General features: G+C 71.1%; 19 protein-coding genes. 8 read left to right on the top strand and 11 right to left on the bottom strand.

The genetic code is table 11. From position 1 onward, the window contains the following. Nucleotides 1–160 precede the first annotated feature (160 nt). Complete coding sequence (locus DW297_RS08045) at nucleotides 161–964, bottom strand: IclR family transcriptional regulator (RefSeq protein ID WP_240744555.1); 804 nt, start codon at nucleotides 962–964, stop codon at nucleotides 161–163. Between the two features lie 53 nt (nucleotides 965–1,017). Here DW297_RS08045 and hutH point away from each other — a divergent pair, with 53 nt between their 5' ends. Genes hutH through hutI form a run of 3 tightly spaced genes read left to right on the top strand, consistent with a single transcriptional unit; the run spans nucleotide 1,018 to nucleotide 5,421 of the window. Further along, on the top strand, nucleotides 1,018–2,559 hold the full coding sequence (gene hutH / locus DW297_RS08040) for a histidine ammonia-lyase (protein WP_136031160.1): 1,542 nt from the start codon (nucleotides 1,018–1,020) through the stop codon (nucleotides 2,557–2,559). Further along, complete coding sequence (gene hutU / locus DW297_RS08035) at nucleotides 2,552–4,216, top strand: urocanate hydratase (protein WP_136031158.1); 1,665 nt, start codon at nucleotides 2,552–2,554, stop codon at nucleotides 4,214–4,216. Before hutH ends, hutU begins: the two co-directional genes overlap by 8 nt. Before the next feature lie 23 nt (nucleotides 4,217–4,239). Beyond that, a complete protein-coding gene (gene hutI, locus DW297_RS08030) occupies nucleotides 4,240–5,421 on the top strand; it encodes an imidazolonepropionase (protein ID WP_136031156.1) in 1,182 nt (393 codons plus the stop codon). Between the two features lie 72 nt (nucleotides 5,422–5,493). Here hutI and DW297_RS08025 read toward each other — a convergent pair whose 3' ends face one another. Both DW297_RS08025 and DW297_RS08020 read right to left on the bottom strand, forming a co-directional pair. Then, a complete protein-coding gene (locus tag DW297_RS08025) occupies nucleotides 5,494–6,411 on the bottom strand; it encodes an arginase family protein (protein WP_136031154.1) in 918 nt (305 codons plus the stop codon). Nucleotide 6,412: 1 nt separating this feature from the next. After that, nucleotides 6,413–7,690 carry a DUF445 domain-containing protein gene (locus DW297_RS08020; RefSeq protein WP_136031152.1) on the bottom strand — a complete coding sequence of 426 codons (1,278 nt, stop codon included), beginning with the start codon at nucleotides 7,688–7,690 and terminating at the stop codon, nucleotides 6,413–6,415. Nucleotides 7,691–7,726: 36 nt separating this feature from the next. On the opposite strand from DW297_RS08020, the gene DW297_RS08015 reads away from it, so the two are divergent. Further along, entirely contained in the window at nucleotides 7,727–7,999 is a 273-nt protein-coding gene (locus DW297_RS08015) for a metal-sensitive transcriptional regulator (RefSeq protein ID WP_045255889.1), read from the top strand. Between the two features lie 21 nt (nucleotides 8,000–8,020). Here the strand turns inward: DW297_RS08015 and DW297_RS08010 are convergent, their stop codons facing one another. Next, nucleotides 8,021–9,409 (bottom strand): aspartate aminotransferase family protein, encoded by a 1,389-nt coding sequence (locus tag DW297_RS08010; protein WP_136031150.1) that lies wholly within the window; start codon nucleotides 9,407–9,409, stop codon nucleotides 8,021–8,023. 25 nt (nucleotides 9,410–9,434) lie between these two features. Beyond that, complete coding sequence (locus DW297_RS08005) at nucleotides 9,435–10,919, bottom strand: CoA-acylating methylmalonate-semialdehyde dehydrogenase (RefSeq protein WP_136031148.1); 1,485 nt, start codon at nucleotides 10,917–10,919, stop codon at nucleotides 9,435–9,437. Between the two features lie 98 nt (nucleotides 10,920–11,017). Between DW297_RS08005 and DW297_RS08000 the strand changes: the two genes are divergently transcribed. After that, the gene (locus DW297_RS08000) at nucleotides 11,018–12,565 is read left to right on the top strand and encodes a PucR family transcriptional regulator (RefSeq protein WP_240744554.1); all 1,548 of its coding nucleotides are present in this window, start codon (nucleotides 11,018–11,020) and stop codon (nucleotides 12,563–12,565) included. A gap of 16 nt (nucleotides 12,566–12,581) precedes the next feature. Here the strand turns inward: DW297_RS08000 and DW297_RS07995 are convergent, their stop codons facing one another. From DW297_RS07995 to DW297_RS07970, 6 genes are all read right to left on the bottom strand, one after another. Next, nucleotides 12,582–13,973: an aspartate aminotransferase family protein gene (locus DW297_RS07995; protein ID WP_136031146.1), complete on the bottom strand. Its 1,392-nt coding sequence runs from the start codon at nucleotides 13,971–13,973 to the stop codon at nucleotides 12,582–12,584. Continuing rightward, nucleotides 13,970–14,437, bottom strand: a complete 468-nt coding sequence (locus DW297_RS07990; protein WP_136031144.1) for an Lrp/AsnC family transcriptional regulator — start codon at nucleotides 14,435–14,437, stop codon at nucleotides 13,970–13,972. Before DW297_RS07990 ends, DW297_RS07995 begins: the two co-directional genes overlap by 4 nt. An 84-nt stretch (nucleotides 14,438–14,521) precedes the next feature. After that, complete coding sequence (locus tag DW297_RS07985; protein WP_136031142.1) at nucleotides 14,522–15,682, bottom strand: acyl-CoA dehydrogenase family protein; 1,161 nt, start codon at nucleotides 15,680–15,682, stop codon at nucleotides 14,522–14,524. Beyond that, entirely contained in the window at nucleotides 15,679–16,437 is a 759-nt protein-coding gene (locus tag DW297_RS07980; protein WP_136031140.1) for an alpha/beta fold hydrolase, read from the bottom strand. Before DW297_RS07980 ends, DW297_RS07985 begins: the two co-directional genes overlap by 4 nt. A gap of 48 nt (nucleotides 16,438–16,485) precedes the next feature. Further along, a complete protein-coding gene (locus DW297_RS07975; RefSeq protein WP_136031138.1) occupies nucleotides 16,486–17,403 on the bottom strand; it encodes a sugar kinase in 918 nt (305 codons plus the stop codon). After that, a complete protein-coding gene (locus DW297_RS07970) occupies nucleotides 17,400–18,563 on the bottom strand; it encodes an MFS transporter (protein WP_136031136.1) in 1,164 nt (387 codons plus the stop codon). Before DW297_RS07970 ends, DW297_RS07975 begins: the two co-directional genes overlap by 4 nt. A 423-nt stretch (nucleotides 18,564–18,986) precedes the next feature. Here DW297_RS07970 and nrdH point away from each other — a divergent pair, with 423 nt between their 5' ends. From nrdH to nrdE, 3 genes are read left to right on the top strand one after another with little or no spacing between them, the layout of a single operon-like run. Further along, nucleotides 18,987–19,220: a glutaredoxin-like protein NrdH gene (gene nrdH, locus DW297_RS07965; protein ID WP_017202656.1), complete on the top strand. Its 234-nt coding sequence runs from the start codon at nucleotides 18,987–18,989 to the stop codon at nucleotides 19,218–19,220. 6 nt (nucleotides 19,221–19,226) lie between these two features. Beyond that, complete coding sequence (gene nrdI, locus DW297_RS07960) at nucleotides 19,227–19,661, top strand: class Ib ribonucleoside-diphosphate reductase assembly flavoprotein NrdI (RefSeq protein WP_136031133.1); 435 nt, start codon at nucleotides 19,227–19,229, stop codon at nucleotides 19,659–19,661. Further along, a complete protein-coding gene (gene nrdE, locus DW297_RS07955) occupies nucleotides 19,658–21,802 on the top strand; it encodes a class 1b ribonucleoside-diphosphate reductase subunit alpha (RefSeq protein ID WP_136031132.1) in 2,145 nt (714 codons plus the stop codon). Before nrdI ends, nrdE begins: the two co-directional genes overlap by 4 nt. Nucleotides 21,803–21,812: the final 10 nt, after the last annotated feature.

The raw sequence follows: 21,812 nt of genomic DNA, 5'->3' as shown, positions 1-21,812 counted from the left end.
GATGGTACTGCAGGGGGGACCCTGTGGGAGAGTAGGACACCGCCGGACTCCTTTTAGTCGAGAAGGCCACCCAATGCTGGGTGGCCTTCTTGCGTTAACGGGCCGCGCCGCCTTGCGTTAACGGGCCGCGCCGCCGAACCTGCGCGCGCAGGGCACGGCCTCAACGCGTCGTGCGGGCCTCGAGAAGCGCTGCAGCCTCGCGCACCTCCGTGGCCAGTGCTGCGTCGCGGCCGTCCTGCGGTGCGTCACGGCTGTCGCCGGCCCAGGTGACCGCCACCGCAGCGACAGGCCATCCTGTGCGATCCGCGACGACGGCACCGACGGACCGCAGGCCGTCCGCGACCTCGCCGTCCTCCGTGGCGTACCCGCGCTCCCTCACCTCCCGCAGCAGCTCACGCAGCTCCGACGGCCGACGAGGACCGCGACCCGTCCGGTCCGGAAACGCCGAGGGCCCGGGATACAGCGCCCTGATCTGTTCACGGGGCAGCGCGGCGAGCATGGCACGGCCCGTCGCCGTGAGATGAGCGGGGAGGCGCACGCCGACATCGGTGACCAGGGCCGGGCGCCGGGCTGCACGTTCTTCCACGATGTACAGCACGTCACTGCCGCTCATCACGGCGAGGTGCGCACTCTCTCCCAGGCGGTCGGAGAGCGCCGCGACGATCGGCCGGCCGAGACGGGCGAGCGGTTGCTGTCGGGCATACCCGCCCGCGAGCTCGAACGCGGCGGTGCCGAGGGCCCACCGCTGGTCGTCGCGAAGGTGGATCACGAAGCCGCGGGCGGCCAGCGTGTTCAGCAGGTGATAGACGGTGGACCGCGGAAGCCCGAGCTCGCGCGCGATCGCCGACGCCGCGACCGGCGCCGGACGGGTGGCCAGGTGGCTCAGGATCCGCAGCGTCTGGTCGGCGGCCGGCACGCTCGTACCGGCCACGGCGCGCTCGCTGCTGTCTGGGATCACAGACACAGGATCTCACGAAGACACCGCGCGACGGGGCGGTCGGGTGTGGAATCGGATCCATGAGCTCTTCCACCCCCGTCGTCGTCGGTCGCGGTCCCGTGTCTCTCGCGGATGTCGTCCGCGTGGCTCGTCACGGAGCACCCGTCATCGTTCCCGCCGAGGCCCTGGAGCGGGTGGCCGAGACCCGTCGTGTGATCGACGGGCTCGCGTCGGATCCGCACCCGCACTACGGGGTGTCGACCGGCTTCGGCGCGCTGGCCACGACGTTCATCGCGCCCGAGCGTCGTCTGCAGCTGCAGGCGAGTCTGATCCGCTCGCACGCCGCCGGTACCGGTCCGGAGGTCGAGCGCGAGGTGGTCCGCGGACTGCAGCTGCTGCGCCTGCAGACCCTCGCCTCCGGTCGCACCGGGGTGCGGCCCGCGGTGGTGGAGACGTACGCGGCGCTCCTCAACGCCGGCATCACACCGGTCGTGCGCGAGTACGGCTCCCTCGGCTGCTCCGGCGATCTGGCGCCCCTCGCCCACATCGCGCTCGCGACCATGGGGGAGGGGGACGTGCGCGACGCGCAGGGGACTCTCCTCCCCGCCGCCGACGCCCTGGCTGCCGCGGCGATCGCTCCGCTGACACTGGTCGAGAAGGAAGGCCTCGCGCTGATCAACGGCACGGACGGCATGCTCGGCATGCTGGCGCTGGCCCTGCACGACCTCGACACACTTCTTCTCACGGCTGACGTGGCCGCGGCGATGTCGATCGAATCGCAGCTCGGTACCGACGCCGTCTTCGCTGCGGACCTGATGGCGCTGCGTCCGCAGGCGGGACAGTCGATCTCGGCGGCACACCTTCGCGCGCTGCTCGCCGACTCGCCCATGGTGGCCAGCCACAAGGGGCCGGAGGACGGACGTGTGCAGGACGCCTACTCCCTCCGGTGCTCTCCGCAGGTGCACGGGGCCGCCCGGGACACGGTCGCGCACGCCGAGACGATCGCGCTGCGTGAGCTCTCCAGCGTGATCGACAACCCTGTCATCACCCTCGACGGCCGCATCGAGTCCAACGGCAACTTCCACGGCGCACCCGTCGCCGCCGTGCTGGACTTCCTGGCCATCTCGGTCGCCGACGTCGCCTCGGTGTCGGAGCGCCGCACCGATCGCGCGCTCGACCCCGCGCGCAGCCACGGACTGCCGCCCTTCCTGGCCGCGGAGGTGGGCGTGGACTCGGGCCTCATGATCGCCCAGTACGCCGCGGCGGGCATCGTCTCCGAGCTCAAGCGCCTGGCCGTGCCCGCCTCGGTCGACTCGATCCCGTCGTCGGCGATGCAGGAGGACCACGTCTCGATGGGCTGGGCGGCCGCCCGCAAGCTGCGCCGTGCGATCGATGGACTGTCGCGCGTGCTCGCGATCGAGATCCTCACGGCTGCGCGAGCCCTCGATCTGCGCGCGCCCCTCGAGGCCGGAGCCGCGACCGGCGCCGTCCGCGACCTCGTGCGAACCGTCGCCGCCGGTCCGGGCCCCGACCACTACCTCTCGCCGGACATGGAAGCCGTGACCGCACTCGTCCAGTCGGGCCAGGTCGCCCGCATCGCAAAGGAGCACATGCATGAGTGACACCGTCGAACCAAAGAGCCGCACCGTCCGCGCACCGCGAGGGAACACCCGCACCGCCAAGAGCTGGGGCGCGGAAGCCGCCAAGCGCATGCTCATGAACAACCTCGACCCCGAGGTCGCCGAGCACCCCGAAGAGCTCGTGGTCTACGGCGGGACGGGCCGCGCGGCGCGCAGCTGGGCCGCATACGAGGCGATCGTCCGCACGCTCGACGAGATCGAGCCCGACGAGACGCTGCTCGTGCAGTCGGGCAAGCCGGTCGGCGTGTTCCGCACGCACGAGTGGGCGCCCCGCGTGCTCATCGCGAACTCGAACCTCGTGGGCGACTGGGCCACGTGGCCCGAGTTCCGTCGGCTGGAGGAGCTCGGGCTCACCATGTACGGGCAGATGACCGCGGGGTCGTGGATCTACATCGGCACGCAGGGGATCCTGCAGGGGACGTATGAGACGTTCGCGGCCGTCGCCCGCTCGCTCGGACGCGATTCTTTGCGCGGCACTCTCACGCTGACCGCCGGCGCCGGGGGAATGGGGGGCGCGCAGCCCCTCGCCGTGACGCTGAACGAGGGGGCCGTGCTGATCGTCGACGTGGACGAGACCCGGCTCGCGCGTCGCGTCGAACACGGCTACCTCGACGAGTACACGCACGACCTCGACGCCGCCGTCGCCCGAGCGGTCGCCGCGAAGGACGCAGGACAGGCGCGCTCCGTGGGCGTGGTCGGCAACGCCGCCGAGATCTTCCCCGAGCTGCGGCGCCGCGGAGTGCCCATCGACATCGTGACGGATCAGACCAGCGCGCATGACCCGCTCGCCTACCTGCCCGTCGGCGTATCCGTGGCGGACTGGCGAGCAGAAGCCGCGCGGGACCCGGAGGATTTCACCCGACGGTCGCGGGCGTCGATGGCGGCGCACGTCGAGGCGATGGTCGGGTTCCTCGACGACGGGGCGGCCGTGTTCGACTACGGCAACTCCCTCCGCGCGGAAGCCGAGCTCGGCGGATTCGACCGCGCGTTCGCGTTCCCCGGGTTCGTACCCGCCTACATCCGTCCCCAGTTCGAGGAGGGTCGAGGGCCCTTCCGCTGGGTTGCGCTCTCCGGCGACCCCGCCGACATCGCGAAGACCGACCGCGCGATCGCCGAGCTGTTCCCGCAGGACACCGCCCTCCGTCGCTGGCTGGACAAGGCCGGGTCCTCCGTGCAGTTCGAGGGCCTCCCGGCACGCATCTGCTGGCTCGGCTACCAGGAACGGCACCTCGCCGGGCTGAAGTTCAACGAGATGGTGGCCTCGGGGGAGCTCTCCGCGCCGATCGTGATCGGTCGTGATCACCTCGACGCCGGGTCGGTGGCGTCGCCGTACCGCGAGACCGAGGCGATGAAGGACGGCTCAGACGCGATCGCCGACTGGCCGCTGCTCAACGCGCTGCTCAACACGGCCTCGGGCGCCTCCTGGGTGTCGCTCCACCACGGCGGCGGCGTCGGCATCGGGCGCTCGATCCACGCGGGCCAGGTGACCGTCGCGGACGGCACGGACCTCGCGGCCGAGAAGCTCGCGCGTGTGCTGACGAACGACCCGGGGACGGGCGTGATGCGGCACGTGGACGCCGGGTACGAGCACGCCCGCGAGGTGGCGCGCGAGCGCGGCCTGACGATCCCGATGCTCTGAGCCGCCCGGACCCAGGAGACCGCATGCCCACGCTCATCACCCGCATCGGCGAACTCACCACGAACGTCGTGAGCGACCGCGATCCCTGCGGTACCGCCGTCGACGCAGCTGTGCTCCTCGACGAGGGGCGTGTCGTCTGGACGGGCCCCGCTGGCGATGCCGCGGCGCGCACCGCCGGGCTGGCGGACCTCGAGGTCGTGGACGCTGCCGGACGTGCCGTGATCCCCGGGTTCGTCGACAGCCACAGCCACCTCGTGTTCGCGGGCGACCGCGCCGCCGAGTTCGAGGCCCGCATGGCGGGGCGCCCGTACACCGCCGGAGGCATCCGCTCCACCGTGGCCGCGACCAGGGCCGCGACGGACGCCGAGCTGCGGCTGCGGCTGCGGCGGTTCCGCGACGAGATGCTCGCGCAGGGCACCACGACCGTCGAGATCAAGAGCGGGTATGGGCTGAGCGTCGAGGACGAGGAACGGCTCGTGCGGCTCGCCGCCGAGATCACGCCCGAGGTCACGTTCCTCGGAGCGCACGTCGTGCCACCGGAGTACGCGGATCGCGCCGACGAGTACGTGGACCTGGTGGTGGGTCCCATGCTCGACGCCTGTGCGCCGCACTCCCGGTGGATCGACGTGTTCTGTGAGACCGGCGCCTTCACCACCGCGCAGTCGCGGCGCGTGCTGGAAGCCGGCATCGCCCGGGGACTGGGCGCGCGGGTGCACGCCAGCCAGCTCGGCCCCGGCGCGGGGGTGCAGCTCGCCGTCGAGCTCGGCGCCGCGTCGATCGACCACGGCACCTACCTGACCGATGCGGACGTGGCGGCGCTCGCCGGATCCGACACCGTGCTCACCCTGCTGCCCGGGGTGGAGTTCTCGACGCGTCAGCCGTACCCGGACGCGCGACGACTGCTCGATGCGGGGGTGATCATGGCGCTCGCGTGCGACACCAACCCGGGGTCGAGCTTCACCTCGTCGATGCCGTTCTGCATCGCCGTGGCCGTGCGCGATATGGGCATGACCCCGGCGGAAGCGGTGTGGGCGGCCACGGCCGGCGGCGCCCGCGCCCTGCGCAGAGACGACATCGGCACGCTCGCACCGGGTGCACGCGCGGACCTGGTGCTGCTGGAGGCGCCGAGCCGCGTGCACCTGGCCTACCGCCCCGGCGTTCCGCTCGTGCACCGGGTGTGGAAGGACGGCGTCGAGGTCGGCTGACCGCCCGCGCTCCGGCTCAGGAGCGGACAGCGTCCGCCGCGGACACCCTCGCCGCCCTCGCCGGCACGAACCTCATCGCCGGAGCGCGAGCCCGGTCAGCAGCTCCAGCACGCACAGGGCAGCGAGTCGCACCGTCCGGGCGTCGGCGGCATCGGCGGTCGCGTCGACCTCGGCGATGTCGGCGCTCACGACGCGGGGATCCGACGCCACGGCACGCGTGAGGGCGCGGAGCTCCCACGCCTGCAGCCCACCGGGGACGCTCGCCGGACAGCCGGGAGCGACGGCGCCGTCGCACACGTCCACGTCGATGTCGAGGTGCACGCGCGGGTCGGCGCCCGCCCCCGCGACCTCCAGCGCCTCGGTCACCACGTCGGCGGCACCCCGCCGCCGCAGCTCGTCGAGCGTGATCACCCGGATGCCCCACTCGGCCGCGCGCCGGGCGTAGGCGACCGAGTTCGCGAAGTCCGCGATCCCGATCTGCACGACCCTGGTGGGGTCGAGCCGCGTCGTCGGCAGGAGCGACGCCACCGGGGTGTCCTCGACCAGGCGCCGCACCGGGCTGCCGTTGGACACGCCGTCGCGGAGGTCGAAGTGCGCGTCGAACGTGATGAGCCCCGTGGCCCGCGCACCGAGAGCGACCGGGTACGTGAGGGAGTTGTCTCCGCCGAGGGCGACCACGAGCTCCGCCGCCTCCGAGAGCTCTCGCACGCGGGCGATCACCTCCGCCTCCCCCGCGGGCCCGTCCGGTTCGGCGATGTCACCGGCGTCGGTGATGCGCAGCAGCTCGTTCAGGTCGCGGGTCGGCGGACCCATCAGCGCGGTGCCGTAGCGGGGAAGGGCCTCGCGGATCGCGGCGGGCGTGGCGTGCGCTCCGGTGGGCGACAGCGAGGTGCGCCAGGTCGGCACGCCCAGCAGCACGGCGTCGGCCGCGGCACCGAACGCGGGCCAGGATCCGGCACGGGGCCAGAGCGGGTCGTGGGACAGTGCCATGTCAGACTCCCGGGATCAGGGCGTGCGCGAGCGTGAAGATCGCCAGGCCCGCGAGCGCGCCCACCACGGTGCCGTTCAGGCGGATGTACTGCAGGTCCCTGCCCACCATCAGCTCGATCTTCTCGGTGGTCTCGGCGGGGTCCCAGCGCTCCACGGTGTCGGTGATGATCGAGGCGATGTCATGACGGTAGCGCTCGACCAGGAAGACCGCGGCGTCGGACACCCAGGTGTCGACGCGACGCTGCAGGGCGGCGTCCGTGGTGAGGCGCTCGCCCACCTCCTGCAGCGCCTGCACCGCCCGGCTCCGCAGTCCGCTCTCCGGATCGGCGAGCGAGGTGAGCAGTCCGTTCTTCGCGGTGTTCCAGGCCTCGGCGGCCAGCGCTCCCACCCGGGGGCTGTCGAACAGCGACGCCTTCGCGCTCTCGAGCTTCGCGCGGGTCGCCGGGTCGTTCTGCAGGGCGTCGGCCAGCCGGGCCAGATAGCCGTCGACGGCCAGGCGTGCCGGGTGGTGCGGATCGGCCTGCACGGCGCGCACGAACTTGAGGGCCTCGTTGTACACCGTGTCGTCGACGAACCGATGCGCGAGCTTCGGAACCCAGCCGGGGAGGCGTCGCGACACGAGCCCGGTGAACGAGGTGGCGTTGGCCTCCAGCCAGCGCTCGATGCTGTCGGCCGCCAGGTCGACGGCGCCGTGGTGCGCCTCGGACTCGACGATCTTCTCCAGCCAGGCACCGGCGGGCGGACCCCACTCCGGCGCCACCAGGTGCTCACGGGCGAGATCCGTGAGCAGGTCACGGACGTCGTCGTCGCTCAGGGCGTTGAGCACCGCCGTCGCGATCGTCGCGCCCTCCGCGGCGACGCGTTCCGCATGGGGCTCCTCCCGCAGCCACTCGCCGGCGCGGCGCGCGATCGCGGTGGTCGACAGCTTCGTGCGCACCACGTCGGCGGCCAGGAAGTTCGTCTCCACGAACTCGCCGAGCGTACGGCCGATCTCGTCCTTGCGGTTCGGGATGATCGCCGTGTGCGGGATGGGCAGCCCCAGGGGGCGACGGAACAGCGCCGTGACCGCGAACCAGTCCGCGAGAGCACCGACCATGCCACCCTCGGCCGCCGCGCGCACGTAGGAGAGCCAGCCGACGCGTTCCTGGAACGCGAAGGCGATCACGAACGCGAGGGCCATGAACAGCAGGGCGCCGAGGGCGACGGCCTTCATCCGCCGCAGCGCTCGCCGCCGTTCCTGATCGGCGAGGGAGAGCAGCGTCGTGGGTGTTCGCGGCATGACGTCATCCTTTCACGGGGCGAGTACCCTCGATACGTGATCGAAGACATCAAGAAGCGCGCCCTGCATCGCACGAGCATCCTCGAGGGTCAGATGCGCGGCGTCGCGCGGATGATCGAGAACGAGGAGTACTGCATGGACATCATCACGCAGTCCCGGGCGATCCAGCGCTCCCTCGAGTCTCTCAACCGGTTGCTGCTCGAGAACCACCTGCGCACGCACGTGACCCACATGTTCGAGGAGGGCGGCGAGGAGCGCGACAAGGCCGTCCTGGAACTGCTCAAGGCGTTCGACTTCGACTCCAAGTAGCCCCGCCGGCCGCCCGGCTCCTCAGCCGGCGGCCACCTCGTCCGCCACGGCCAGCGCCTCGTCGATCACCCGCAGCCCGCGCCGCAGCTCCTCCTCCTCGATCACCAGCGGCGGCGCGACGTGCACGCGGTTGAAGTGCGTGAACGGCCAGACCCCTGCGCGTCGAGCGGCCGCGGCGAACGCGACCATGGGCGCAGCGTCGGCACCCGCGGCGTTGAACGGCACCAACGGCTCCCTGGTCTCCGCATCCCGCACGAGCTCAACCGCCCAGAACAGCCCGCGCCCCCGCACCTCGCCCACGGACGGGTGCCGTTCGACCCAGGAGCGCAGGGTCGGCTCGACGACGCGCTCGCCGAGGTCGCGGACGCGCTCCAGAATCCCGTCCCGGCGGAACACCTCGAACGTCGCGACGCCGGCCGCGCACGCCAGCGGATGCCCGGAGTACGTGAGCCCGCCCGCGAACGGCATCGTGTCGAACGCGCGGGCGATGCGGTCGGAGATCACGACACCGCCGAGGGGCACGTAGCCCGAGTTCACGCCCTTCGCGAAGGTGAGGAGGTCGGGCTGCGCGCCGAACGCGTCGATGCCGAACCACTCGCCCAGGCGTCCGAACCCCACCATCACCTCGTCGGCGATGTAGACGATGCCGTAGCGGTCGCACAGCTCGCGCACCCCCGGGAGGTAGCCGGGCGGCGGCACCAGCACGCCGTTCGTGCCGACGACCGTCTCGATGATGATCGCCGCGATCGTCTGCGGTCCCTCGAGCTGGATGGTCTGCTCCAGGTGGGCGAGGGCGCGCTCGGCCTCCTGCTCCGGCGTCTCGGCGTGGAACGGGGAGCGGTACAGGTACGGGCCGAAGAAGCGCACGGCTCCCGCGTCGGCGGTGTCGTTCGCCCAGCGGCGGGGGTCGCCCGTGAGCGAGATCGCGGTCGACGTGGAGCCGTGGTAGCTGCGGTACATCGACAGTACCTTGCGGCGCCCGGTGGACTGGCGTGCCATGCGCACCGCGTACTCGTTCGCCTCGGCGCCGCCGTTGGTGAAGAACACCTTCTCGAAGCCGTCGGGCGCCACCTCGGAGATCAGCCGGGCGAGTTCGCCGCGGACATCGTTGGCCATGGCCGGCTGGATGGTCGAGAGCCGCCCCGCCTGCCGTTGGATGGCGGCCACGAGGTCGGGGTGCTGGTGACCGAGGTTCAGATTGACCAGTTGGCTGGAGAAGTCGAGGTAGGCGTTGCCGTCGTAGTCCCAGAACGTGGAGCCGTGCCCCGCGGCGACGGGCAGCGGATCGATCGCGGCCTGCGCGCTCCAGGAGTGGAAGACGTGCGAGCGGTCGTCGGAACGCACGCGCGCGTCGGCCGCCGCATCGGGCAGGGGAAGGGTGGCGCCGTGCCGATCGGTGTAGGTGGTCATGAGTCGTGCCTTCCGGTCGCGGTGGTCAGTGGTTGCTCGGAAAGCCCAGGTCGATCTGGGAGGGGGTGTGGTCGGGCCAGCGAGTCGTGACGACCTTCGAGCGGGTGTAGAAGTGGATGGACTCGGGACCGTAGATGTGGGAGTCGCCGAACAGCGAGTCCTTCCATCCGCCGAACGAGTACGCGCCGATCGGTACAGGGATCGGCACGTTCACCCCCACCATGCCGACCTCGACGTCGAACTCGTACTGGCGGGCGGTGCCGCCGTCGCGCGTGAAGATCGCGGTGCCGTTGCCGTAGGCGTTGGCGTTCACGAGGGCGACCGCGTCGGCGTAGGTGTCCACACGGACGACCGACAGCACCGGGCCGAAGATCTCCTGGTCGTACGCGGCCATGCCGGGACGCACATGGTCGAGCAGGCTCACGCCGAGGAAGAACCCGTCGGAGTCGAACTCCTGCCGCGTGCCGTCGACGACGACCGTCGCGCCCTCCGCCGGTGCGCCGTGCACGTACGAGGCGACCGCGTCACGGTGCTCGCGCGTGATGAGCGGCCCCATGTCGCTCGCGGCGTCGGTGCCGGGGCCGATCCGGAGTCCGCCGATGCGTGCGGCGACCGCGGCCACCAGGTCGTCGGCCACGTCGCCGACCGCGACCAGCACCGACACCGCCATGCAGCGTTCACCCGCGGAGCCGTAGGCGGCGGACACGGCCGCGTCGGCCGCGGCGTCGAGGTCGGCATCGGGCATCACGACCATGTGGTTCTTCGCGCCGCCGAGCGCCTGCACCCGCTTGCCCGCGGCCGACGCCCGCCGGTAGATCGAGCGCGCGATGGGTGTCGAGCCGACGAAGCTCACCGCATCCACGCGGGGCGAGTCGAGCAGGGTCTCGACGGCCTCCCGGTCGCCGTGCACGACGTTGAGCACGCCGTCGGGGAGCCCGGCCTCCCGGAACAGCTTCGCGAGCCAGACCGCGGCGGAGGGGTCCTTCTCGCTGGGCTTGAGCACGACCGTGTTGCCGCACGCGATCGCGGACGCGACCATCCACAGCGGCACCATGACCGGGAAGTTGAACGGGGTGATGGCCGCCACGACACCGACCGGCTGCTTGACGGAGTGCACGTCCACGCCGCGGGCGACCTGTTCGCTGCGCTCGCCCTTGAGCAGGTGCACGAGCCCGGCGGCGAACTCGACGTTCTCGATGCCGCGCGACACCTCGCCCGCCGCATCGGAGAGCACCTTGCCGTGCTCGGATGTCACGATCGCCGCGAGCTCGGACGTGCGGTCGGCGAGCAGCTGCCGCAACCGGAAGAACACGTCGGCGCGCTTGATCAGGCTGGTGGCCCGCCACGCGGGGAGCGCCGCTGCCGCGGCGGCGACGGCGGCCTCGACCTCCGTGGCGTCGGCGAGCGCCACCTGCTTCGTGATCCGGCCGGTCGCGGGGTCGTACACGGGGGCGGTGCGGCGTGCCGCCGCGGTCTCGCTGCCGTCGATGATGTGTCGGACGATGTCCACGGTTCCTCCGCTGGGTGATGCGCGTGACCGGACACTCTGACCGGCGCTCGCTACGCTGGGTGCGAGTCCATGGTCACAGAGCCGGCAGGAGATGCGGAGTGTCAGAACGTCGGGAGTTCTCCCCGTCCGAGACAGATCGTCCGGAGCGACACGGATCGCCGCTGCTGCGCGTCGCGGACGTGGTCGCGCTCCCCGTGGTGCAGGACGGTGCGCCGCGCGTGCTCGTGGGCGGCGCGGCGCTGGACGCGGGCGTGCGCTGGGTGCACGCGTCCGACAGTGCCGGGGTCGCGCGGTTGCTCGACGGGGGAGAGCTGCTGCTGACCACGGCGGCCGCCTGGCCGCGCGACGCCCGCTCGCTGCGCGCGCTCGTGCGCGAGCTGGCCGCGGTCGGCGTCTCCGGGGTCGTGGTGGAGCTCGGCGACCGGATGCCGCGCGTGCCGGACGCCGTGGTCGAGGCGTGCGCGGAGGCGTCGCTCGCCCTGGTCGCGCTGGCCGGAGAGGTCAAGTTCGTCACCGTGACGGAGGCCGTGCACCGCGCACTGATCGACGCGCAGACGGCGGCCCTGCGCGAACGGCAGCGACTGCACGAGCTGTTCACGGCCCTCAGCCTGCGGGGAGCCCCGGCGGACGTGATCGTGACCGAGACGGCCGGCGCGCTCGACGCGCCGGTCGTGCTGGAGAACCTGGCGGGAGAGGTGATCGCCACCGAAGCGCTGTCCCGTCCGGTCGCCGAGGTGCTCGCGCTGGCCGCCGACGGGGCGTCCGAGCGGGTACCCGTGCAGGCGAGGGGTGTGCGCTGGGGGTCGCTCACGGCACTCGTGGGGCCCCCGCACCCGGCCGGTCGGCTCACGGTCCTGGAGCTGGGGGCCACCGCGCTCGCGTTCGGATGCCTCGCTGACGGAGCGGCAGAGTGGACGGTGCTCGCGCATCGCACGCTGATCGACGACCTGCTGGGGTCGCGGTTCGTACGCGTCGACGATGTCGCGGCACGGCTCGCCCGACTGGGGTTCGACGTGGGCGGGCGTCCGGCGTGCGGCGTGGTCGTGCGCACGACCGAGGCGGCGGAGAGTATCCGAGCCCGCGCGACCGCGGAAGGGGTGGCCGCGCTCGCCGCCCGACGCGACGACGCGGTCGTGCTTCTCGTCGTCCCACCAGCCGGAGGTCTGAGCGACGCCGCCGCGCGCCGCATCGCCGGCCCCGCGGTCGCGGTGGTCATCGGTCAGCCGGCCGACGATGTGCGCGGCCTCCTCGCGTCCACCAGGGCTGCACTGGAACTCGCCGCCCGGGCCCCGGAGGACGCCGCCGACACCGTGCGCCGCGTGGCCGACCGTCCGCTGGCGCAGCTGGTGGCGGCGCTCGGCGATGACCGCCGACTGCAAGAGCACGGCGAACGCATGCTCGCGCCGCTGATCCGCCACGACCGGGAGCGCCGCGGGGATCTGCTCGACGTGCTCGCCGCGCTCGTCGCCCACCCGGGGAACCGGTCGGCGGCCGCGACGGCGAGCCACCTGTCCCGCTCCGTGTTCTACCAGCGGCTCGCGGTCATCGCAGATCTGCTCGCCGTCGACCTCGACGACGGCGAGGTGCTGGCGGCGCTGCACATCGCGCTGCTGGCGCGGCCCCGCGGAGCCCGAGAACGTTCCTGACGCCGCACGTCGTGGCTCAGAGCACCGCCTGCGCCCGCGTGAGCACGTCCCGCAGGATCTGCGTGATCTCGCGGAACTCCGCGGGTCCGACGGTCAGCGGCGGGGCGAGCTGGATGACCGGGTCGCCGCGGTCGTCCGCCCGGCAGTACAGCCCGGCCTCGAACAGTGCGGGCGAGAGGAAGCCGCGCAGCAACCGCTCCGACTCCTCCTCGTCGAACGTCTCCCGCGTGGCGGTGTCCTTGACCAGCTCGATGCCGAAGAAGTACCCGTCGCCGCGCACGTCTCCCACGAGCGGGAGGTCGAGCAGTGTCTCCAGCTCCGCGCGGAACACCGGCGAGTTCTCCCGCACGTGCGCGTTGAGCCCTTCCTCGTCGAAGATCGCGAGGTTCTCCAGGGCCACCGCGGCCGACACGGGGTGGCCGCCGAACGTGTAGCCGTGCGGGAAGGAGACATCGCCCTGCGCGAACGGCTCGTACACGCGGTCGCTCACGATCGTGGCGCCGATGGGGGAGTAGCCGCTGGTCATGCCCTTGGCGCACGTGATCATGTCGGGCACATACCCCAGCCCCGTGCAGGCGAAGGTGTGCCCGAGCCGTCCGAACGCGCAGATCACCTCGTCTGACACCAACAGGACGTCGTGCCGGTCGCAGATCTCGCGCACGCGGGCGAAGTAGCCGGGCGGCGGGGGGAAGCAGCCGCCCGAGTTCTGCACCGGCTCGAGGAACACGGCCGCGACGGTGTCCGCACCCTCGAACAGGATCATCTCCTCGATGCGGTCGGCGGCCCAGCGCCCGAACGCCTCGAGGTCGTCGGCGGGCGCGCCCATCTCGGCCGCGCGATAGAAGTTGGTGTTGGGCACGCGGAACCCGCCGGGTGTGACCGGCTCGAACATCGCCTTCATGGCGGGGATCCCCGTGATCGCGAGGGCCCCCTGCGGGGTGCCGTGATACGCGACGGCACGCGAGATCACCTTGTGCTTGGCGGGCTTCCCCTGCAGCTTCCAGTAGTGCTTCGCGAGCTTGAAGGCCGTCTCCACCGCCTCGCCGCCGCCCGTGGAGAAGAACACGCGGTTGAGGTCGCCGGGCGCCTCGTCCGCCAGCCGGTCCGCGAGCTCGATCGCCGCGGGGTGCGCGTACGACCACAGCGGGAAGAAGGCCAGTTCGGACGCCTGCGCCGCCGCGGCCTCGGCGAGCCGGCGCCTGCCGTGTCCCGCGTTCACCACGAACAGTCCCGCCAGACCGTCGATGTACTCCCGGCCCTCGACGTCCCAGATGCGGTGCCCGTCGCCCCGGACGATGATCGGCACGCCGGAGTCCGCCATGGTCGACTGGCGGGTGAAGTGCATCCAGAGGTGATCCTTCGCCATGGACTGCAGCGCGGACGCGGACGGCACGGAGCGCGAGGTCATCGGGTCCCCCAGTTGTAGAGCTGCTTCTGCAGCTTCGCGTAGATGAACGTCTCGGTCGACAGCACGCCGTCGATCGGACGGATCACGTCGTTCACGAGGGCCAGCAGGTGGTCGTCGTCTTCGCACACGACCTCGACGATCACGTCGAATGAGCCCACCGTGATGACGACGTAGTCGACGGCGTCGATCTCCGCGATCGCCTCCGCCACGTGCCGGGCGTCCCCGGCCACACGGATGCCGATCATCGCCTGGCGGTGGAAGCCGAGCTGCATCGGATCGGTGACCGCGACGATCTGCATCACGCCGGTCTCGGTGAGCCGCTGCACGCGCTGGCGGACCGCGGCCTCGCTGAGGCCCACCACGCGGCCGATGTCGGAGTAGGAGCGACGCCCGTCGTCCTGCAGCAGCTCGATGATGGTCTTGGAGATCGCGTCGAGGGCGGAGTTCTTCTTCGCCGGTGCCATGCTGCGATCCTGGCACTGGCGGCGGTCATGGACAACCGGATCCGTCGAATCTGAGTGACCGACCTGCACGATCCGTGCGTTCGGTCAGGCCTCCACGGGTCCGAGCCAGGCGCTGGCCGCGGTCGCGTGCGCCGACTCGGGGTCGGACGGATGGAACATCCCGGCGAGCACATCGCGGTACAGCCGGGAGAGCTCGTTCCCCGAGAAGTAGGACCCGCCACCCGCCACCAGCATCGCCTCGTCGACCACGCTCTTGGCCATCGTCACGGCACGGTGCTTGAGGCCGGACAGGGCGGGGAACCAGCGCGGCCCGTGGTCGACGCGCTCGTCCACGTCGCGCGCGAGCGCGGCGATCTGGGGCGGCAGCGCGTCGTAGGCGATCGCCATGTCGGCGATGCGCCAACGGATGTCGGGGTCCTGGCTGTAGGCGGCGCCGCTCTTCTTGGAGCGACGGGTCTGCGCGGTCGCGACCGCGAGCTCGAGGGCACGGCGGGCGATGCCGGTGTACACCGAGGCCAGCAGGATCTCGAACACCGAGAAGATGCCGAAGACGATGGGGTCGGCGCTCGGGCCCTGGTCGATCCGCCGGACCACGTGCGCCGCGTCGGCGACGGCGCGGTCGAGCCGCGTCGTCCTGCTCTGGGTGCCGCGCATGCCGAGCGTGTCCCAGTCGTCCGAGGTGGTGACGGCGTCGGTCCGCTCGACGAACGCGAAGACGAGCTTCGGGGCGTCCGCGCTGGTGGTGTCGAGGCCGTGCAGTCCGAGCCTGGTCCAGACGGGCGCGAGCGAGGTGAAGATCTTGGTGCCCGTGAACGCGTAGCCCCCGTCGGCGTCGGGCACCGCGGCCGTGTCGCTGCCGAACAGCACGAGGTCATTGCCGCCCTCGCTGATGCCGAACGCGAACACCTCGCCGGCGACCGCGCCGTCCTGCACGAACTCGAGCCCGGGAACACCCCGGTCGGAGAAGACCTTCGCGACCCCGGTCCACACCAGGTGCATGTTGATCGCGAGGGCCGTGGCGGGGGCTGCGCCGGCAAGACGCTGCTGAAGGATCGCGGCCTCGGCGAGCCCGAGTCCGGCGCCGCCGCGCTCGACCGGGACCAGGATCGACAGGTAGCCGGCGTCGCGGAGCTCGTCGAGGTCCTGCTGCGGGAACGTGTTCTCGCGGTCGTGGATCGGCGCGCGTTCGCGGATGCGCGCGAGGAGGTCGTCCGGGAGGTAGCGGGTCGGGTCGAACGCGGTCATGCGAGTGCCTCCAGGAGCTGTCGGATCGCTTCCTCCGGCCGGTCGCGATGAAGGGAGTGCCCGGCGCCCGCCACGACCGACATCGTGATCCGCGGGTTGCCGGCGAGCACCTCGGCGGCGAGGTCGCCCGCGAAGATGCTGTACACGGCGGGATCGGCGCCGATGACATGGGTGGGGACGGTGAGACGGGCGGCGTGCGCGCGTACGTCCCACGGCTGGTTCTGCGCGCTGGTCTGCTCCACGGCCCAGGCGCTCGCGCGCCGCACGGCGTCGATCTTCAGCTCGTGATCCTGCGGGTGCCAGTGCGGGTGCTCCTCCCGGACGACCTCGATCCGGTTGTCGGCGAACGCCCGTTCCTGGCTGCGCCGCACGATGCCCGCGTCGCGTCCGTCGACGTGGAGGGCGGGGTCGATCAGCACGAGGCGTCGCGTCCAGTCCGGCGAGCCGGCGGCGGCGACCGTCGCGGCCGCGCCGCCCAGCGAGTGGCCGACGACCGCGTCCCACGGTCCTCCGCCGTCGGATGCCGTCGCCGCGAGGTCGGCGGCGTACGCGTCGACGGTGTAGTCGAGGGAGCGGGGGGCGTCACCGTGCCCGCGCAGGTCGACGGCGGTCGCGGCCGCTCCGGTCGCCGCGATGGCATCGCCCAGGCGCCACATGAGGGCGCCCGACGAGCCGAGTCCGTGCACGAGGAGAATGCGGCGCGCGGCCGCGGGATCGCCCCACGACCGTCGGGGCAGGGTGAGGGGTGCGGGCATGGCACCAGCCTACGACCGCGGCCGCGGCACCGGTCGGCCCGGCGGGGCTCAGCCGACGCGGGTCAGCGGGGGCAGGTCGGCCGCGATCCGCAGGACCCGGGCGGCGGCGGCGTGCCCGGCGGCCAGGCGTGCGGCGAGGTCCTCGCCCTCGAGCGTCGCCGCGAGGAAGCCGGAGGCGAACGCGTCGCCGGCTCCCACCGGCTCGACCACGTCCACCGTGGGGGCCGGGACGAACACGGGCTCGGCGTCGTGCGCGAACGCGGTCGCGCCCACGTCGCCGTCCTTCACCACGAGCAGCGCGCAGTGGGGGAGGTGCGCCCGGATCGCGGCCGGTGTCGCGGTGCCCCAGATGCGCTCCGCCTCGTCGCGGCCGACGAAGGCGATGTCGGCGGCGTCCGCGAGTCGCGCGAGCGTCGAGGCCGCGTCCTCCGGGCTCCACAGGGCGCGGCGGTCGTTCACGTCGAACGACACGGTGGCTCCCGCGGCGCGGGCGTCGGCGTACAGCGCATCGACCATCGCCAGGCAGGTGGCGGAGAGCGCCGGGGTGATGCCGGTGGTGTGCACGATGCGCACGCCCTCGAGCCGGGCGGCGTCGAGGAAGCCGGGGGCCATGCGGGAGGCCGCGGATCCGCGCCGGTAGTAGTAGACCGCGGACGACTCGACACCGGGATCCTTGAACATGACCCCGGTCGGCGCGTCCCCGTCGCGCTCGACCCACAGCTCGACCCCGCGACGCTCGAGCTCGCCGGCGAGACGGTCGCCCAGCGGGTCGTCGCCGAGGCGCGAGGCCCAGGCGGCGCGGTGCCCGGCCGCCGCGACGCCGACCGCCACGTTGGCCTCCGCGCCGGCATGGGTGAGGGTCGCGGTGTCGGCGTCCGCGAGGGGGGCGCCGGTGGGGGTGATCAGGGCCATCGACTCGCCGACGCAGACGATCTCGGGCGCGGGGGAGGGGACGGGGAGGCTCATGAGGGGGTGACCGCCAGGGGTTCGGTGTCGGGATGCGGGCTCGCGTCGCGGTGACGCAGGTCGGGGAAGGCGCGGACGAAGACGATGGAGACCAGGAGGCCGACGCCGGCGAAGATCGTGGCGGCGAGGTAGGCGCCGCGCCAGTCGCCGACGTCGACGAGGAAGCCCGCGACGGCGGACCCCGCGGCGGCGCCGATCAGCTGCCCGGTTCCCGCCCAGCCGAAGGCCTCCGCTGTCTCGCTGAACTTGACGCTCGCGGTCGTGATGGCGAACAGGACCGCGAGCGCGGGGGCGATGCCGATGCCCGCCAGGATCAGGGTGCCCCCGAGCCAGAAGACGTTGAGCATGACCATGGTGAGCGCGAGCCCGACCGTGACGATGAGGAGCCGTCGGGCCATGGCCCACGGGCCGATCGGGATGTGGCCGAACGCGAGGCCTCCGGCCAGGCTGCCCGCCGAGAACACCGCGAGGATGAGGCCCGCCGCGAGGCTGCCGTGCTCGAATGTCGCGACGACGCCGACCTCCACGGCCGAGCAGGCGCCGATCAGGAGGAAGCCGATCACGGTGGCCAGCAGCACGGGGGGCTTGAGCACGACCGTGCCGAGAGCGTTGCGGCTGCGCGGGATGCGCACGCGCCCCACCTCGGGGGAGAGGATGAACCACGCGCCGCCGCCCACGAGCACGATCGCGACCAGCAGCAGCCCTTCGGTCGTGCCGATCTGGGTGGAGACAAGGGTGATGACGACGGGGGCGAGCACCCAGATGATCTCCTGCAGCGAGGCGTCGAGCGAGAAGAGCGGGGTGAGCTGACCGGCGTTGACGAGCTTGGGGTAGATCGTGCGCACAGCGGCCTGCACGGGAGGGGTGGAGAGCCCGGCGACCATGCCGAGCGCCATGTATCCCGGCACCGAGAGCGGGAGGACGGCCAGGCCGAGCACGGCGAGCACGCACACCGTCAGGGTGAGGGTGAGCACGCGACGCATGCCCCACGCGCCCATCCAGCGGCTGGTGATCGGCCCGGCGACGGCCTGTCCGACGCTGGTCGCGGCGAGCACGAGACCGGCCGATCCGTAGGAGCCGGTCTGCTGTTCGACGTGCAGCAGGATCGCCAAAGACATCATCCCGTTGGGGAACCGCGCGGTGAGCTGGGCGGCGATCATGCGCCCGACTCCCGGCGTGCGAAGGAGATCCCGATAGCCCGCCACCCGACAACGGTACCGGCCCGCGAGGGGGCTGCGGAGACGGCGTCGGGGACGACACGCCGCGACACGCCCGCGACACGCCGAAGAGCGAATTCCACAGGCATTCGGATGTCCGAGGCACGGCGTACGGTGCCCCCTGTGGATGGATCTCTCCCAGCGTCTTCCCAGCCGCGATTTCACGCGGTTCGGGAGGGCTGCGAGCGCACCTCCGCCTGTGGAAGAAACGGTGGAGAACCTGTGTTGTATCAGTGGAGAGCGGTGGAAAAACTACACGGATGTAACTACTACCCCTTGTGGTCACTCCGAATGTCCGCACCCATATGTAGTATTGAGATCCCGGCGGGGGCCTGCCGGAGAAACCAGAGATTCGAGGGGAATCAGATGTCGATCACGGTCTACACCAAGCCTTCCTGCGTTCAGTGCAACGCCACCTACCGCGCCCTCGACGCCAAGGGCATCGAGTACGAGATCCACGACCTGTCGGAGGACCCGACGGCCCTGGAGCAGGTCAAGGCGCTCGGCTACATGCAGGCGCCGGTCGTCGTCACCGACGAGGACCACTGGTCGGGCTTCCGTCCCGACAAGATCGACGAGCTCGCCTCCCGCCTGGCGTGACCGGCCATGAGCGCCGTCGCGACCGCAGCGCCGCTCCTGGTCTACTTCTCGAGCGTGTCGGGTAACACCGCGCGCTTCATCGAGAAACTCGGGTTCCCCGCCCGACGCATCCCCCTTCACCGCACGGACGAAGACCTCGTGGTCGACGAGCCCTTCGTGCTGGTCACCCCCACCTACGGTGGGGGTGCGGGGCGCGGCGTCGAGAAGGGCGCGGTGCCCAAACAGGTGATCCGGTTCCTCAACGACGAGCGCAATCGGCGCCACATCCGCGGAGTGATCTCCGCGGGCAACACCAACTTCGGCGACGCGTTCTGCCTCGCCGGCGACATCATCAGCCGCAAGTGCCACGTGCCTCACTTGTATCGGCTCGAGATCTTCGGCACACAGGACGACGTGGATCGCGTGAGCGACGGATTGGAACGACGGTGGGAACTTCAGTGACCGAGACGGTGGCCTTCAAGGTGAACCCCGCATACGAGGGGCTCGACTATCACGCCCTCAACGCGATGCTCAACCTGTACGACGCGAACGGCAAGATCCAGTTCGACGCCGACAAGCGCGCCGCGCGGGAGTACTTCCTGCAGCACGTGAACCAGAACACCGTCTTCTTCCACTCGCTCCGTGAGCGCCTGGACTACCTCGTGGAGAAGGAGTACTACGAGGGTGCGGTCATCGAGAAGTACTCGTTCGACTTCGTGCAGAAGCTCAACGACCTGGCCTACTCCAAGAAGTTCCGCTTCGAGACGTTCCTCGGCGCGTTCAAGTACTACACGAGCTACACGCTCAAGACGTTCGACGGCAAGCGCTACCTGGAGCGCTTCGAGGACCGCGTCGTGATGACGGCCCTCGCCCTGGCCGACGGCGACGAGAAGCTCGCGGTCAACCTGGTCGAGGAGATCATCTCCGGTCGCTTCCAGCCGGCCACCCCCACGTTCCTCAACGCGGGCAAGGCGCAGCGCGGCGAACTCGTCAGCTGCTTCCTGCTGCGCATCGAAGACAACATGGAGTCGATCGCCCGCGGCATCAACTCCGCGCTGCAGCTGTCCAAGCGCGGCGGCGGCGTCGCCCTGCTCCTGTCGAACATCCGCGAGGCCGGTGCGCCGATCAAGCAGATCGAGAACCAGTCGTCCGGCATCATCCCCGTCATGAAGCTGCTCGAAGACAGCTTCAGCTACGCCAACCAGCTCGGCGCGCGTCAGGGCGCCGGCGCGGTGTACCTCAACGCGCACCACCCCGACATCATGCGGTTCCTCGACACCAAGCGCGAGAACGCCGACGAGAAGATCCGCATCAAGACGCTGTCGCTCGGTGTGGTTGTGCCCGACATCACGTTCGAGCTCGCCAAGAACGACGAGGACATGTACCTGTTCTCGCCGTACGACGTCGAGAAGGTCTACGGCGTGCCGTTCGGCGACATCTCGGTCACCGAGAAGTACCGCGAGATGGTCGACGACCCGCGCATCAAGAAGACGAAGATCAACGCCCGCGAGTTCTTCCAGACCGTCGCCGAGATCCAGTTCGAGTCCGGCTACCCGTACGTCATGTTCGAGGACACGGTCAACAAGGCCAACCCCATCAAGGGGCGCATCAACATGTCCAACCTGTGCAGCGAGATCCTGCAGGTGAACACGCCGACCACGTACAACGACGACCTGTCGTACGACAGCATCGGCAAGGACATCTCGTGCAACCTCGGCTCGATGAACATCGCGCTGTCGATGGACGCCGACGACCTCGGCCAGACGGTCGAGACCGCGATCCGCGCGCTCACCGCGGTCAGCGACCAGAGTCACATCGGCTCGGTGCGCTCGATCGAAGACGGCAACGACCGCTCCCACGCGATCGGCCTCGGCCAGATGAACCTGCACGGGTACCTCGCCCGCGAGCACGTGTTCTACGGTTCGGAGGAGGGCATCGACTTCACGAACATCTACTTCTACACGGTGCTGTTCCACGCACTGCGCGCCTCGAACAACCTCGCCATCGAGCGCGGCACCACGTTCGACGGGTTCGCGGACTCGACCTACGCGTCGGGGGAGTTCTTCGACAAGTACATCGAGCGCGCGTGGGTTCCCGATACCGAGAAGGTCAAGGAGCTCTTCGCCGGCAAGCACATCCCGACGCAGGAGGACTGGGCCGCGCTGAAGGCGTCGATCCAGGAGCACGGCATCTACAACCAGAACCTGCAGGCCGTGCCGCCCACGGGATCGATCTCCTACATCAACAACTCCACGTCGTCGATCCACCCGATCGCGTCGAAGATCGAGATCCGCAAGGAGGGCAAGCTCGGTCGCGTGTACTACCCGGCGGCGTTCATGACGAACGACAACCTGGAGTACTACCAGGACGCGTACGAGATCGGCTACGAGAAGGTCATCGACACGTACGCCGCGGCCACGCAGCACGTCGACCAGGGCCTGTCGCTGACGCTGTTCTTCAAGGACACCGCCACCACGCGCGACATCAACAAGGCGCAGATCTACGCGTGGCGCAAGGGCATCAAGACGATCTACTACATCCGCCTGCGTCAGCTGGCGCTCGAGGGCACCGACATGACCGAGTGCGTCTCCTGCATGCTCTGACCGGCCTCCG

The organism is Microbacterium sp. PF5, from assembly GCF_004794315.1.
Classification (GTDB): Bacteria; Actinomycetota; Actinomycetes; order Actinomycetales; family Microbacteriaceae; genus Microbacterium; species Microbacterium sufflavum.
Note: the sequence above shows the minus strand (reverse complement) of the source record. Positions and strands in the feature narration are given on the sequence as shown.